Source organism: Collinsella sp. CLA-SR-H006 (assembly GCF_040097075.1).
In the GTDB taxonomy this organism is placed as follows: Bacteria; Actinomycetota; Coriobacteriia; order Coriobacteriales; family Coriobacteriaceae; genus Collinsella.
In genome coordinates, this window is record NZ_JBBNPD010000009.1 from 43116 (window position 1) to 58048 (window position 14933).

At 59.9% G+C, this 14933-nt stretch carries 12 protein-coding genes; 9 read left to right on the forward strand and 3 right to left on the reverse strand.

Annotation, left to right across the window (positions count from 1 at the left end; all coding sequences use genetic code 11):
* The first annotated feature begins 3 nt into the window (after window positions 1–3).
* The 3 genes from brxL to AAA069_RS06345 all read left to right on the forward strand — a co-directional run bounded on the left by brxL (window position 4) and on the right by AAA069_RS06345 (window position 4038).
* The gene (gene brxL / locus AAA069_RS06335) at window positions 4–2355 is read left to right on the forward strand and encodes a protease Lon-related BREX system protein BrxL (RefSeq protein ID WP_349127860.1); all 2352 of its coding nucleotides are present in this window, start codon (window positions 4–6) and stop codon (window positions 2353–2355) included.
* A 77-nt stretch (window positions 2356–2432) separates the two neighbouring features.
* On the forward strand, window positions 2433–3797 hold the full coding sequence (locus AAA069_RS06340; protein ID WP_349127861.1) for a hypothetical protein: 1365 nt from the start codon (window positions 2433–2435) through the stop codon (window positions 3795–3797).
* Between the two features lie 28 nt (window positions 3798–3825).
* Window positions 3826–4038, forward strand: coding sequence for a hypothetical protein (locus AAA069_RS06345; RefSeq protein ID WP_349127862.1), 213 nt, complete (start codon window positions 3826–3828; stop codon window positions 4036–4038).
* Window positions 4039–4045: 7 nt separating this feature from the next.
* Here AAA069_RS06345 and AAA069_RS06350 read toward each other — a convergent pair whose 3' ends face one another.
* Both AAA069_RS06350 and AAA069_RS06355 read right to left on the reverse strand, forming a co-directional pair.
* Complete coding sequence (locus tag AAA069_RS06350; RefSeq protein WP_349127863.1) at window positions 4046–4723, reverse strand: DUF3800 domain-containing protein; 678 nt, start codon at window positions 4721–4723, stop codon at window positions 4046–4048.
* A 413-nt stretch (window positions 4724–5136) separates the two neighbouring features.
* Window positions 5137–6738: a potassium/proton antiporter gene (locus AAA069_RS06355; protein ID WP_349127864.1), complete on the reverse strand. Its 1602-nt coding sequence runs from the start codon at window positions 6736–6738 to the stop codon at window positions 5137–5139.
* Window positions 6739–6991: 253 nt separating this feature from the next.
* Here AAA069_RS06355 and AAA069_RS06360 point away from each other — a divergent pair, with 253 nt between their 5' ends.
* Window positions 6992–7831 (forward strand): metallophosphoesterase family protein, encoded by an 840-nt coding sequence (locus tag AAA069_RS06360; RefSeq protein ID WP_349127865.1) that lies wholly within the window; start codon window positions 6992–6994, stop codon window positions 7829–7831.
* Between the two features lie 315 nt (window positions 7832–8146).
* On the opposite strand, the gene AAA069_RS06365 is transcribed toward AAA069_RS06360, so the two are convergent.
* Window positions 8147–9727: a lipopolysaccharide biosynthesis protein gene (locus AAA069_RS06365; protein WP_349127866.1), complete on the reverse strand. Its 1581-nt coding sequence runs from the start codon at window positions 9725–9727 to the stop codon at window positions 8147–8149.
* A 379-nt stretch (window positions 9728–10106) separates the two neighbouring features.
* Here AAA069_RS06365 and pckA point away from each other — a divergent pair, with 379 nt between their 5' ends.
* From pckA to AAA069_RS06390, 5 genes are all read left to right on the forward strand, one after another.
* Complete coding sequence (pckA, locus tag AAA069_RS06370; RefSeq protein WP_349127867.1) at window positions 10107–11777, forward strand: phosphoenolpyruvate carboxykinase (ATP); 1671 nt, start codon at window positions 10107–10109, stop codon at window positions 11775–11777.
* Between the two features lie 227 nt (window positions 11778–12004).
* A complete protein-coding gene (locus AAA069_RS06375; RefSeq protein ID WP_349127868.1) occupies window positions 12005–12724 on the forward strand; it encodes a phenylalanine--tRNA ligase beta subunit-related protein in 720 nt (239 codons plus the stop codon).
* 170 nt (window positions 12725–12894) lie between these two features.
* The gene (locus AAA069_RS06380) at window positions 12895–13344 is read left to right on the forward strand and encodes a MarR family transcriptional regulator (protein WP_035137250.1); all 450 of its coding nucleotides are present in this window, start codon (window positions 12895–12897) and stop codon (window positions 13342–13344) included.
* Between the two features lie 119 nt (window positions 13345–13463).
* On the forward strand, window positions 13464–14318 hold the full coding sequence (locus AAA069_RS06385) for a DegV family protein (protein WP_346978793.1): 855 nt from the start codon (window positions 13464–13466) through the stop codon (window positions 14316–14318).
* Window positions 14319–14398: 80 nt separating this feature from the next.
* On the forward strand, window positions 14399–14719 hold the full coding sequence (locus tag AAA069_RS06390; protein WP_217107928.1) for an MGMT family protein: 321 nt from the start codon (window positions 14399–14401) through the stop codon (window positions 14717–14719).
* The last annotated feature ends 214 nt before the right edge of the window (window positions 14720–14933 follow it).

Here is a 14933-nt window from a genome sequence, read left to right on the forward strand (position 1 = left end):
CCTATGTTTGATAGCAATGACGACAATCTGTGGGAAGTTCCCTCGATTGATGTGGATGTGCCCGTGGAGGAGGCCGTGCCTGCGGAGGAGGCCGTGCCTGCGGAGGAGGCCGTGCCTGCCCCGGAGCCGTTGGGTGCTGTGCCCGTTGAGTCTGCGGCGACCACCAAGGACGAATCCTCGACCGATGGCTATGACCAGGCTGTTGACGAGGCTCCCGAGGACGACGGCTACGACATGGATGGCCTTGACGGCAAACTGCTCGAGCACTTTGCTGGCAAGATCGTGCGCAAGGACCTGACGGCCCTTATGAAGCGTGGCGCCAACGTGCCAACCTTTGTGCTGGAGTACCTGCTGGGCATGTATTGCTCAACCGATGACGAGGAAGCCGTGGCGGAGGGCCTTGACCGCATTCGCAGGATTCTTACCGATAACTACGTGCGCCCCGACGAGTCCGAGCGCATTAAGTCCAAGATTCGCGAGCTGGGCCGCTTTACCATCATCGATAAGGTGACGGCCAAGCTCGACGAGTACAAAGATATTTACGTGGCCTCGTTTGCCAACCTGACCATCGAGCCGTTTGTGATGCCGGCCGAGTACGTGCGCGACTATTCCAAGATTCTGCAGGGTGGTATTTGGTGCATTATGAGCATCGAGTATCGCCATCCCGTGGATGAGGAAGACGAGTTTGGCATGGAGGTCTTTGGCGACGATGCGCCGCGCCGCTCCAAGGCCAAGCGCAAAAAGCGCGGACCCGAGGATTCTCCGTTTAGCGTGGCTTCGCTCACGCCCATCCAGATGCCCAATTTGGACTTGGATGCCATGGTTGACGAGCGCCAATACTTTACGCGCGACGAGTGGCTCAACATGCTGCTGCGTTCGGCTGGCTACGAACCCAGCGAGCTTTCCGAGAAAGAGCGCCTGCACTTTATCGAGCGCATGGTGCCGCTGATCGAGCGCAACTACAACCTGTGCGAGCTGGGCCCCCGCGGCACCGGCAAGAGCCATATCTACAAAGAGGTCTCGCCCTACGCCATCTTGCTTTCGGGCGGCCAGACCACCACGGCCAACCTGTTCGGCCGCATGAACTCCATGCGCGCCGATCGCGTGGGCTTGGTGGGCCACTGGGACTGCGTGACGTTCGACGAGGTCGCCGGCATGCGCTTTAAGGACACCAACGCCGTGCAGATCATGAAGGACTACATGGCGAGCGGCAGCTATGCGCGCGGCCGCGACCAGATTAACGCCGATGCCTCCATGGTCTTTGAGGGCAACATCAACGACACCGTGCAAAATGTCCTTAAGACCACGCACCTGTTTGATCCGTTCCCGCCGGAGTTTAACAACGATTCGGCCTTCTTTGACCGTATCCACTATTACCTGCCGGGTTGGGAAATTCCTAAGATGCGCTCGAGCCTGCTGACTGGTCATTACGGTCTGATCACCGACTGCCTGTCGGAGTTTTGCAAAGAGATGCGCCGCAAGGACTTTACGCACCATATAGACCGTTACTTCCGCTTTAACAGCGACTTTAACAAGCGCGACGAGATCGCCGTGCGCAAGACCTTTAGCGGTCTGGCCAAGCTGCTGTTCCCCGACGAGGCCATGGACAAGGACGATGTGCGCTGGCTGCTGGACTACGCCATCGAGGGCCGTCGTCGCGTAAAGGAACAGCTCAAGATTATGGCGGGCGTCGAGTTTATCGACGTCAACCTGGGCTATATGGATGCCGACAACCCACAGGACGTGCACGTTGTGCGCGTGCCCGAGCAGACCGAGGACACGCTGATTCCCGATGGGCCTCTGCTGTCCGGCCACGTATTTGGCGTGGGCAGGTCGCAGGGCGGCGAGGTCGCCGTGTACAAGCTGGAGAACAAGGCCGTTGCCGGCGAGTGCAAGTTTAAGCACGAGGGCGTGGCCTTTAACAAGCCGGTGCGCGATACGCTGGAAGCCGCGTTTGACAACTTTGTGAACCTGGCGAACCGCGTGGCGCCGGGCATGCACATTGGCTCCAAGGATTATCTGCTGTTCTATAACGACCTGCAGAGCAAGGGCTTGTCCGAGGAAGTTTCGCTCGCCGAGTTTGTGGGCCTGTGCTCCGCGGCGTGCAACCGTCCGGTGATGCCCGCACTGGCGATTCCGGGAATCTTGCGCATGTCGGGCTCTATGGACGAGATCCGCGGGCTCGAGGACATTATGCGCGTGGCCAAAAACGCCGGCGCCAAGCGCGTGATTTTGCCGCTGAGCGCCATTGCGTGTTTGCAGAGTGTTTCGTCTGAGATTATCTCGGGGTTGAGCCCGGTGTTCTACATGGATGGCGACCCGGTCGACGCCGCGAAAAAGGCTCTGGATCTGTAGGGGTGAGGGCGAGCGGGGCGTCCGGTGTTCGGGCGCCCCGCGTACATGTTGGCGTGTTCGAGTAGGGAGGCCTTGCCATGGCGAGCGAGCGTTCTGTTGGTGAACTGCTCGACGAGCTGTTTGGCTTTGAGTCGGTAGCCAAGCGTCAAGCGGCGCTTGAGCAGTACGATCGCGGGGAGTTGATGCGCAAGGCACGCTCACGCGAGCTGCTGGACGTGCTTGGGGGCGTCGAGGCTGCCGAGCACGCTGCGCGCGACTCTGCCGTGCGGGCTGTTGATACGTACGTGCGCCGTGTTGAGGGTGCGGTCCTTGTACGCGCTCGCAAGCAGGCGGGCGTTGTAGGTCCGCTGCAGATGGAGCGGCGCTATGCTGCCTTTTTGCGCATGGAGGACAAGGCCGAGCTGCTGACGCGCCTGGAACAGACGCTTGCGTTTATCGAGGTAAAGCTGCGCGCCAATACGGCGGCCAGGGTTCGTGCGGCGTATGATGCCGCGGGGGCTATGGTGCTACAGGACGTGGTGCGGCTGAGTGACGTGCGCGTTGTGGATGCCGTGCCCCTGGATGCCGACCTGCTGTGTACGCAGCTGGAGCAGTTGCGTTGTGCCGCCGATGCGACGGACCTTGCGGGCATGATCACAGCGACGTTTAAGTCTGAGCTGAGTGCGACGGGGTCGCTGGGCGCTGACGGGCTTGTGGACGACGTGGCCGGTGATGTTGCTGGCGACGTGGCGTTGGAGCGCGAGCTTGCCAACGTGCACGGCGCTGCGCAGCGGGCACGCTTGGCCGCGCAGGCATATCGGGCTGAGCGTGCCGCCCGCGTTGCGGGGAGCACGGTTGAGCCGGTATCGTTGCCCGAGTCTGCGCGCGTTGCATGCGAGACGGCGTGCGATGCCGGTTTGCTTTCCGAGCTGCTCGTTCAGGTTAAGAAGTCGTTTGAGACCTACCGTCGTGTTGTTGCCGACGGCGGGTTGTTCTGTGCGTTTGGCTCTGGCTCGCCGCATGGTATTTGCAGGGGCTCGAGCTATTTCGACTATGATTCTCGGCTTGACGAAGACGTGCTGGTGGGCGAGTACGATGGCGCTACCAGGCATGATGTTCGCCGTGAGGTTCCGATTCCCGAGCTTGTGGATGAGGCTTCGACCGAGGGCGGCGACTCGCTCGAGGTTGCCGTGGCGCGCATGCGTGAGTTTAATGGGCGTCGCTACGATGGTGTGCTGGATGAGGATCCTATGCGCCATGTGAATGCGTTTTGGTATGGACTCAAAAAGCTCAGCCAGTATTGCGAGGCCGCCGTTCGTGTGGACGAGCGTGCTTGGGACTGCTTTATCGATAAGGTTCAGTACGCCTACGACGAGCCAGTGGGGCGTTTGGCTGCACAGATGGACGACAAGCAGGTTGCGGCTTTTGTTGCTGCCGTGGATGAGCTTGGCGCTGCTGAGTAGGGATCCTGGCCTGGTAGGAGGTTTCATCATGAAGATCGAAGTTGACGTAGATCAGCTGCGCGAGAGCCTGCTCGACCGCGCGGGGTCTGCGGCGGGTGTGGACTTTCCGGCCGCCATGCTCGATGTGATGGATATCGAGGACGAGTCGCCCCAAGAGCTCCTAGCTCGAGCCGAACGCGAAGGCCTCGACCCCCGCGACCTTGCCGTCGATGACGACTGCGGAGCGTCTGACGACTGGTGACCCCGGGTCAGTTCATCCTTTTCTTCCTGAGATATAAGAGAAATCCCTTTTTGAACGTCCTTCGGGTTCCAAAAAATAGCCGATCAGTCTTTGTATCTTCCTTGCTGTCAAACTTGATAGCCGTTAGCTCGATCGTACAGATGTAGTCAGCAACTTGGAATAGCCGGTAGGCTCGTGGTGTGGCTTCTCGGTATACGATGACATCCCTTGCTAGAGCGTACTCAAGCGCAGAATGAATGACCTCCGTTACAATCGGTTGGCCGTTGTCGTAGTAAATCTTAACGGTGTCGTATCGCTGGAAGAATTCCAGATGGTCGAAAAGTTCAACTGTGAGGTCTCGCCTCATTCTCTCCGCGAGACCGTTTTGATTGCCGGCGAATTCGCTCATTCGGTATTGCAGACAGAGATAGCGTATGGGGAGATGCTGAATGAACGCGCGAAATGCGCTCAACATGTGCCTTCGCTGCTCCTTGGGGAGATCTTTGTGGTCGCCGTTTCCATTCAGTAGGGGTCCTGCATGAAAAGGCGTATTGGGAAGCGAGGACTGCGACAGGGCGCGCTCGTAGCGGTCAATGCGTTCAACGATTGCATCGTTTTGATCGTGAAAAACGAGGGTGACGAGGTAGTAGTTGGAGACGCCTCCGAGGTCGCCAGATTCGTCAACAAAGACGGAGAGTTCGCTCATGATGGGCCTCCATTTTTGCAAAAAAATGCCGGGGGTAAGACCCCGGCTCTTGGAGGCCCCTCTTTTGGAGGGAACCGTATTCTTTATACCATGAGATAAGGGGTGCTTTCAAGTAATATTATAATAAGCAAACATATGTTCGTCAAACTACCTGCGAAAAGTCCTTAGCCGTCCAGAGGTGGGTAGAGCGGCTCGTAAATTGCTGACGCAATGGGCCGGCGTTTTCCCGAGAAGTATTTAGTCTTAACTCGCATAAAAATGCCGGGGGACATCCCCCGGCTTTTTTCATTTCGGTGTCAATTCAAATGTTTTTCAATCCATCCCCTCAATAAGTTGCGGTGAAATAGGGACTGAAATGGCTGTTCAGAGGCCTATTCAATCCCTATTTCACCGCAACTTATGGGTGGGGATGGCTACGACGCCAGTGTAGCGATGACGGCTTCGTCGCCGGCGTATATGAGGGTGTTGCCGTCGGGGATGATGGTTTGGCCGTCGCGCTTGAGCATCACTACGATAAAGGGGTGCTTGCCCTGTGGCACGTCGCGCAGACGCTGTCCTGCCAGGCGGCCGTGGGGCGTCACGGTGACCTCGCGCAGCGTAACCTCGGCACGCTCTTCAAACGTCGGCGCGGCCATAACCAGAAGGTCGCCTTCTTCAATTACGGTATCACCGTTAGGCAGCACGGGGTGTGCGCCGTCACGCAGCACCAGGACCACGAGCATGTCGGTGACGCTGCCAATGTCCGCAAGCGAGCGACCGGCAAACGGATGGCCCGCGCCCACCTTGAGCTTAACGAACGACATGCCGTCCTCGTCGCGGTAATCGTTAAAGGTGCGGCGCACGTCGCCTTCTGCATCGATCATGTCGAGCTTTTTCGCCACCGACGGCAGCAGTGATCCCTGCACCACAATGCTCGACACGGCAATCACAAACACCAGGTCAAACAGGTCGTGACCGCCGGGAACGCCGGCCACCACGGCAAAGAGGCTAAATACGACCGAAGCTGCGCCGCGCAGGCCCGCCCAGCTTACGAGTGCGACCTGGCGAGGATTGGTCTTAAAGGACGCCAGCAGCATGCCCACGGCGATGGGGCGGCTCACAAAGAGCATAAACGCCATGAGTGCCAGACCCGGTAGCAGCATTTGCGGCAGGCGTGCGGGCGTGACGAGCAAGCCCAGCAAGAAGAAGATGGTCATCTCGGCCATCTCGGTAAGGGTGTCAAAAAAGTGCGCCATCTCGACCTTGCCGGTGATGTCGCTCGCACCCAGCACAATGCCCGCCAGGTATACGGCCAAAAAGCCGTTGCCGCCTAGGTAGCTCGGCAGCGCGTAGGCGACGATCGCCACGGCGAACAAAAAGATAGTCTGCGCGCCCTCGGCCGTTGCATGTGCGCGTTCAATCAGGCGGCTGGATATCCAGCCGATGGCAAGGCCCAGCCCCACGCCCAGGATGATCTGCTTGGCCAGCAGCACGGGAATGTCGATGTTGCCGCCCGCCGCGAGGGTCGCGAGCACCGCGGTGAGCATGTAGGCGACGGGGTCGTTGGAGCCCGATTCCACCTCGAGCAGCGAGTCGGTGCTGTCCCTCAGCGAAAGGTTGTGTTCGCGCAGCACGCTAAAGACGCTCGCCGCATCGGTCGATGCCACGACCGAGCCTAGCAGCAGGCCGCCGATCCAGTCGAAGCCCAGCATGAAGTGCGCAAACGCGCCGGTGATGCCAGCGGTGATGACGACGCCGAGCGTGCTCAGCAGCACCGCGGGCGCGGCGACAGGTTTGGCACGGTCGATGTTGGTGTTAAAGCCACCGTAGAACATGATGAACAGCAGCGCCGTGCTGCAGACGGTTTCGGTAAGCGCGTAGTCGCTAAAATCGATGTGCGCCGGGCCGTTGACGCCCAACAGCATGCCCAGCGCGATAAAGATTAGCAGGGTGGGGAAGGGGAGTTTTTTGCCGACGGGTTTGATGGTCAGGCACAAAATGATGACGAGGCCGATAAAGAGAAGGATCTGGTTCATGGATAGTGTCCGCTCCTGGGTGGTTGGCGTGGCACGGTCAATTGTCTGTGGTTATTTGTACCCAAAGATGGTGGGTTTATGGGGTTGGATTGCGGGCGTGCGCGATATCGTCATAGACGGCTGCCATCTTTGCCTCTGCTCGGAAACCCTTTCCAGCTTTATTGCAACGGAGTACAATGGGTAACGTTTAAGTTCAACTTGAAGTTTTAGTTGCGGCACCGGGCTTCGGCCGCAATGCAAGGAGAGGCGTACCATGGCGATCTATGTGACATCTGATGCTCACGGGCACGTGCGTGCGCTTGACGAGGCCCTGTCTAAGATCTCGTTGACGTCCGACGACACGCTGTACGTGCTGGGTGACATGATCGATCGCGGGCCCGATCCGGTCGGCGTTATTAAGCTCGTGCGCTCGCTGCCCAACGCCCACGTGCTCAAGGGTAATCACGAGCAGATCATGCTCGATGCCATCATTGGTCAGGATCCGCTCGATGCCGAGACCTGGGATATCAACGGTGGCTGGACGACGCGCGAGCAGCTCAACGACATGGAATTTGAGGCATACGAGGAGCTCGTGCGATGGATGGCCGCGCTGCCGCTCTACGCGGTGGCCGAGACCGAGGAGCGCCCGTATCTGCTGGTGCATGCTGGAATCGAGATGAAGGCGGCGCGCGCGTTTTTGCTTGAGCATGGCGTCGATTGTGCCGATGGCGTTGGAGCGGTGGGTGCCGATTGCGAGCTGCTGCAGCAGATGCTCGCGGTGCAGTCGTCCGATGACCTGCTGTGGATTCGTCACGGCTATTGGGATGTGCCGACCGGGCTGCTTTCTGCCGAGGGCAAGGGTCCGGTCGTGGTGAGCGGTCACACGCCAACGGTGTCGCTCGGGCGTTATTGCGAGGTCGGTGGTCTTGCGGGGCTCGATGAGGAGTCGGGCCGCGGGCAGATCGTGCGCCTGGGCGGCGAGGATGCCGCCGGTGTGCCCGATCGCATCGACATCGACTGCGCCGCCGCCACCGGCTCCGAGTTCGGCCGCGTGGGCATCCTGCGACTGGACGACGGGGCCGAGTTCTACGCGAACATCAACCCGGGCGAATAATCGGTGCAAGTGGTAGCTAATTTGGGAAGGGTTTTTTGACTTCTTTTGCCCTTCTGCCCGCTAATTGATTTCTCTGGGACGGGGATTAAATAATCATTTGGCTGCCCGCCGGCTAAGTGAGTAGACTTTTTTGGAAATGCCGAGCACCCAACATATTTGCCTCAATAAAACCGCAGGTCACAAACTTGTGCTCTGTCGGTGTGGTCGGGGATTCGGTAAAAACCTACTCACTTAGTTTTACGCGATGCATATTGTCTTCAACGAGACCCCAGCCGGGGCGATTCCATCGCAAATTCCGGTGACCGGGGCAGCTAATTAGGCGCCGTATGGGTTCCGGTCGCGCTCGATGCGTTGGCGGATGTGGGCGTACTCGATTATCAGCAGCACCAGGAGTAGGGCCATGATGGCTAGGTAGCTCACGACGGCGCCCATCAGGCCGAGCAGATTGATCAGAATCACCGGCAGCACCACGCTCACGGCAAAACAAATCAGGTAGACCTTGGTGACGTCGCCGGCATGGCGCAGCACCGTGATGATGGCGTAGATAAAGTCGATGGCCGCGGTGACGCCGCCGGCAACGACCATTAGCAGCGCCAGCGTACGGTAGCGTTCAAAGCTGAGGCCGTACATAAAGCTCATGAGGGGAATACCGGGACCTGCCATAAATACGGCGCACACGCCGGTGATGACCACGATCAGCGCCATAACGGCAACAATAATCAGGTCAAAGCGACGACGCTTGCGAGGATTAGCCCAAATGCTCGACAAGCGCAGGAGCTGCGGTTTATAGATAAATCCAATGCTCAGCAAAATAGCCTGCGCCGGAAAGAACAGGGCATTAAAGTACAGCTGATATTTGTATGCCAGCGTGCCTTCCATCACAAACTTGGGCATGCTCTCAATAAGGTTGAACAGGAACAGTGCACCAAAGAGCGGGGCGCACTGGACAAACAGGTGGCCGACCTCGCGCAGGCTCACGTGGCGCGATTTTTCGGTCTCGAGCAGGGCGAGCGGCGCGGTGACCAGCACGAGCGAGGCGATCGCGGTGACACCCATGGCCATGGCCGCGATGGGCATGCTGCGCGTGAGGAACAGCGCCACGCTGAAGACCGCGATGACGCCGACGGAGCGTAGCGTTTGGCTCATTCCAGCCAAGTAGAGTTTGTCGGCCTGCTGCAGGCGGCCTTCGTACACGTCGGCGACGCCGTCGATGACCTTATACAGGTAGACGCCCAGGCCGATCGTCGCCATCTGCGCATCATAGCCGCGGGCGCTGCTGTACATGAAGCCGCAGCCTAGGGCGAGCGCTCCACAAAGCCAGCGGTTGAGCTGGTAGGAGGCAAAGGACGTCTTTTCGTCGATGTCTGAGACCTGGAAATTGCGCACGCCGTAGTTGCATGCGATCATGATGAGCGTGCCGGTGACAAAGGCGATGGAGAACTTGCCGGCTTCTTCGGCGCCCACGAGCTGTGTGGACACGATGGTGAGCAGCGGAAACGCCAAGCCCCACACGGCGGTGCCGAGAGCGTTCCAAAGATAGTCGCGGCTGGTGGCGTGCTCTTCGTATTCAGCCTCTTGCGTGGAGAACCCGCCGCCGTAGACGGCGCCGAGCAGACGGTTCCACCAAGCGTTGACCATGCGACGGACGGGGCCGGGCTTGCGATCGCGTTCGCGCCGGCGACGTGTGGCTTGGCAGCTATCGGGTCCGCCGGCGTTGCGCTGACTCAGCTCCTGGATGCGTGCGAGCTCTTCGGCCGTGTGGGAGGCAGGGAAGAGGCCGTTCTCGATGCGGCCGCCCTGGGCCCTTGCGGTGCCGCTGCCCGCTACGGCGGGGTCGGCGACGCCATTGCGGCGGGCGATGGCGCGGCGAATGCTATCGAGGGGCGTGATGCTCAAAGCGGGGTCCTTTCTATTGCTGCGCTCTAGTATATTCGCGGTGGTATCCATTCGTGTTTTTGAACAGGTTGTTCAATAATTTCGGCGGCGCCATTCAGTAGTCGGTACTTAGGGACGTTCCTTATGTGCAGGCACTTTGGGAACGTCCCTAAGTGCCGGCATCCGGGGACACTCCTTGAATGTTGCCTGTTCAAGAGTGTCCCCAATGACTAGTCGTTTAAGAACGTCCCCAATGACTGGGCCGCTTGCCTGCGATTTTTGACCGTTGGGCGGGCTTGCCGCCCTTGCCGCAAAAACGTTTTTGCATATCGGGTACAACGGGCTTTACGTGAGTAAAGTGCGCGCCGCGTCCACGTGCCGCGTTTTTAAAGGAGGCCCCATGCCTGGTGTTACCCCTGCAGAAGTTCTGTCCAATTTTGGTATTACGCTGGTCGAAGATCCCGCCGAGAATCAACCCCGTCTGCTGGTCGATCTGCCCGCCGCGGAGCTCGTCGAGCACGCTATCCGCCGCGAAGAAGGCCGCATGGCATCCAACGGCGCGCTGGTGATCGAGACGGGGGAGCGTACCGGCCGTTCCCCCAATGACCGCTTTATCGTTGACACCCCCGATGTTCACGACAAGATTGCCTGGGGCGCGGTCAACCGCCCGCTGTCCGTCGAGAGCTATGAGGCCATCAAGGCCGGCATCGTCGACTATCTCAACGAGCGCGACGTGTTCGTCACCCGCGGCATGGCAGGTGCCGACCGCAACCACACGCGTCGACTGCTCGTTGCCTGCGAGCGTGCCAGCCAGGCACTTTTTATTAAGCAGATGCTCGCCCGCCCGCTCGCTCGCGAAATCGCGCGCACCGGCGAGCCCGACTTCTGCGTGCTCGCAGCGCCCGGTTACCAGTGCGACCCCGCCATCAAGGGCCTCAACTCCAGCGCCGCGGTGGTCATCAACTTCCAGGAACGCGTGATTCTGGTCGCCGGCACCGGCTACTCCGGCGAGATTAAAAAGTCGATCTTTAGCGTCATGAACTATCTGCTGCCCGTCGAGGACGACGTGCTGCCCATGCACTGCTCGGCCAGCATGGATCCCGTCACGCACGAGACCGCCGTGTTCTTTGGCCTGTCCGGCACCGGCAAGACCACGCTTTCGGCCAATCCCACGCGCCTGCTGATCGGCGACGACGAGCACGGTTGGTCCGACATGGGTATCTTCAACATCGAGGGTGGCTGCTACGCAAAATGCGAGGGCCTGGACGCCTTCCACGAGCCCGAGATCTTCAACGCCGTCCGTTTTGGCGCCATTTGCGAAAACGTGGTGCTCGACGAGAACCGCAAGCCCAACTACGACGACATCTCGATCACGCACAACACGCGCGTGGCCTATCCCGTGGAGCACATTCCTAACGCGTGGACTAAGGGCATGGGCACCACTCCGAGTGTCGTGCTGTTCCTGACTTGCGACGCTTTTGGCGTGCTGCCACCCATCTCACGTCTGACGGCCGATGCCGCTATGTACCACTTTGTGACGGGCTTTACGGCTAAGATTCCCGGCACCGAGGTCGGCGTCACCGAGCCCACGCCCACGTTCTCCTCGCTGTTTGGCGAGCCGTTTATGCCGCTCGACCCCATGGTCTATGCCAAGATGCTCGGCGAGCGTATCGCCGACGGTCGTACGCGCGTGTACCTGGTCAACACCGGCTGGATTGGCGGCGGTTATGGTGTGGGCCATCGCATCGAGCTTGCCTACACGCGCGCCCTGGTGGCCCGCGCCCTCGACGGTACCATCGAGGACAGCGAGTTCTTGCACGACGACATCTTTAACGTCGACATTCCCACGACGTGCCACGGCGTGCCCGATGGCATCCTGGTGCCGCGCCAATACTGGCAGAGCACCGCGCGCTATGACGAGGCCGCGCACAACCTGGCGGTGATGTTCGAGGAGAACTTCGAGAAGAAGTACTCGCACCTGCCCGAGTCCGTCAAAGCCGCCGGCCCGCACGCCCAAGTACACGCCGACGCTCGTCATCGCGGCCGCGGGTTGCTGGGACTTCGCCACTAGCGTCGCCGCGAGTCCATATCCACCACAAAGGGGACAGACACCGTTGTGGTGGTTTTGCTCGCGCGGAAGACTCGGGTTACAATACGCCTGACATATCGTCCCCTTCTCCGGATGGGGACAGCGCAAGCGCTCTTGTGACGGCACCGTAGGACTTTGAAGGTGGCCGTCGTAAGGGCGCTTTTTGTTTAGGCGCCCTCACTCGGGCGCGCACAATGAAGGGAGAGCGTATGAAGAGCTTTATTGCCGAGGATTCATTCTGGGAGCTGTTTCCGCAGGCAGCGGTCGGTGTTGTGGTCGTGGAGGGCATGAAGCCCACGGCTCAGATTCCTCAAGAGGACGTGGATGCGATTGCGGCGTTGCTCGACCGCGCCAATATCGATGCGGAGCGTCATCTGACCAGCGACACTATCAGCGAGAACGCACCGGTCAAGGCATGGCGCGAGGCCTATCGTCTGTTCAAGACCAAGAAAGGCGCGCGCTGCTCGATCGAGAACTTGCTCAAACGCGTGCTCAAAGGCAAGCCGGTGGGCCACATTACGCCCGCGGTGGATATTTACAACACGGTGTCGCTGACCTACGCGCTGCCCGTGGGAGGCGAGGATCTGCATGCGATCGAGGGAGACCTTCGCTTGAAGGTGACCGACGGTGGCGATGCGTTCTTGCCGCTTGGCGAGGAGGCGGACGATCCGACGTTGCCCGGCGAGCTCGCCTACATCGACGATGCGGGCGCTGTGTGCCGCTGCTGGAACTGGCGCGACGGCGTTCGCACGGCGCTGTCCGATGATTCGGCCGATGCGTTCCTGGCGATTGAGTGCGTGGAGCCCGAGCGGATGGGGGAATGCCAGGCCGCGATCGATCGCCTCGCTGAGTTGCTCGAGCGTTATCTGGGAGCGACGGTTGTCGTTAAGACGCTTGTGACTCGCGACAATCCCTGCGTGGAGCTGTAGCGGCGCCTAGAACCTATTGATGCCCCAAACCACCACAAAGGTGCCTGTCCCCTTTGTGGTGGTTTTTATGTTGATGGGTTAACAAATGGGGTATTTGGGTACGGGTGTCGCCTTATGCGACTAAGATGTTTACCCGTAAGCATTATGCAAGCGAAAGGCGGTCGTCTCCCATGCAGCAGAACGACGAGACACGTTTCGAGGACTTTGTCGGACTGATCAGCGGGCTCTACAAGGAGATTCAGCGCATTAAGACATCCGAGGGCGCAAGGCTGGGCCTCAAGGGCTCCGATGTTATGTGCCTTTACTATCTTGAGCGCAGCAAGGACGGCCTGACTGGCGCTGACCTGGCTCGCATGGCAGGCGTGACCCGCGCCGCCGTCTCGCGTACGCTCGCGCATCTGGAGGAGGGCGGCTACGTCGAGGTCGACGATTCGGGCGATGCCGCCGTTAAGTATCGTGCTCCGGTGCGCCTGACCGCTCTGGGCGGCGAGAGCATGAGCGAAGCGGACCGCATCATTCGCGAGGTGCTCGATACCACCGGTAAGGCTATGGGTGTGGAGCAGCGCGAGCAGATGTATGCGTCGCTGCGCACGATTCTCAACACCCTGCGCGAGCTGTAGGGCCGCCAAGGCTTTTGCTTCCAATTAACAACTGCATAGTCCTGTTTGAGCGCGTATACCGTGCCGGGGCCTTGCTGTCAAAATTCCCTGCGCGGGACCTGCGCAAGAAAGGATTCGCTATGTCCGTCCGCATTATTACCGATTCCGCAAGCGATATGTCGCCGGTCGAGCACCCAGCACTGGCCGTTTTGCCGCTGTCCGTCACCTTTGGCACCGATGTGTACATGGATGGCATCGACATCGATCACCAGCGCTTTTACGAGATGCTCGTGGAGCGCGATGAGCTGCCCAAGACCGGCCAGGTCAACCCGTACGCGTTTTCGCAGGCGATTGCCAAGGTTCGTGAAGCCGGCGATGAGGCTGTGATTATTACCGTGGGCGCTAAGCTATCAGGCACCAATCAGAGTGCCCGTACCGCACTTGCCGAGGCGCCGGGCGGCGACGTGTACGTGGTGGATAGCAATAACGTCACTCTGGGCGAGCGTGTCCTGGTCGAGTATGCCCTGCGCCTGGTGAACGAGGGCCGTAGTGCGGCCCAGATCGCGGCGGCCGTCGAGGCCGTCCGTGACCGCGTGGTCGTCATCGGCCTGCTCGAGACGCTGGAGTACCTGGTGCGCGGCGGTCGTCTGTCTGCTGCGGCCGGCGCCGTGGGCACGCTGCTCAACGTAAAGCCTGTGGTGGCTGTCGAGGACGGTCTGATCGTGCAGCTGGGCAAGGCGCGCGGTTCCAAGAACGGCCGCAACCTGCTGAACCAAAAGGTCGAAAAGGCGGGCGGCATCGACTTTTCCATGCCGCTGGCGCTCGGCTATACGGGTCTTTCGGATGCGGTGCTCAAGAAGTATATCGAGGACAGCGCGGCACTTTGGGCTGGCCACACCGAGGGCGAGTTGCCCGTTCACACCATCGGCGCCACCATCGGTACCCACGTAGGCCCTGGCGCCGTAGCCGTAGCCTTCTTCCAGCCCGCCAACTAACTGACCTGCCATAAACCACCACAAAGGTGCCTGTCCCCTTTGCGGTGGTTTATGCTTTTCAGGGTGGAAGGGAGCGAGCAATGGCGTCTGAGGGCTTTTTTGAACGGGTGTACGAGGTGGTCGAGCAGATCCCCGAGGGGATGGTCGCCACGTATGGTCAGGTGGCGCTGCTTGCCGGTCGACCACGAAGTGCGCGGTATGTGGGGTATGCCCTGCATAGCAATCCGCGCCCCGGCGAGATTCCCTGTCACCGCGTGGTGTTTGCCGACGGGCGCATATGCGAGGGTTTTGCTTTTGGCGGTCCCGATGCTCAACGTGAGCTTTTGCTAGGGGAGGGTGTGGCGTTTAAGGACGACATGCACGTCGACCTGGCCGTCTGTCGTTGGCCTGCCGGACTCTAACAGCTCTGCCGTGGCCAGAACCACCACAAAGGTGCCTGTCCCCTTTGTGGTGGTTTTCTGTTGCAGGTTTACCGGGGCTAACTTATGGAGAAGCTATGGCGGCGAATATTGATGCTGCAAAGTAAACCACGGTGAACTATATTGTATTCAACAACGGAGCAGGCAATAGGCGATGAAAAAGCCTGCCCTGTTGAGTTTGATTCGCATTCCTCCC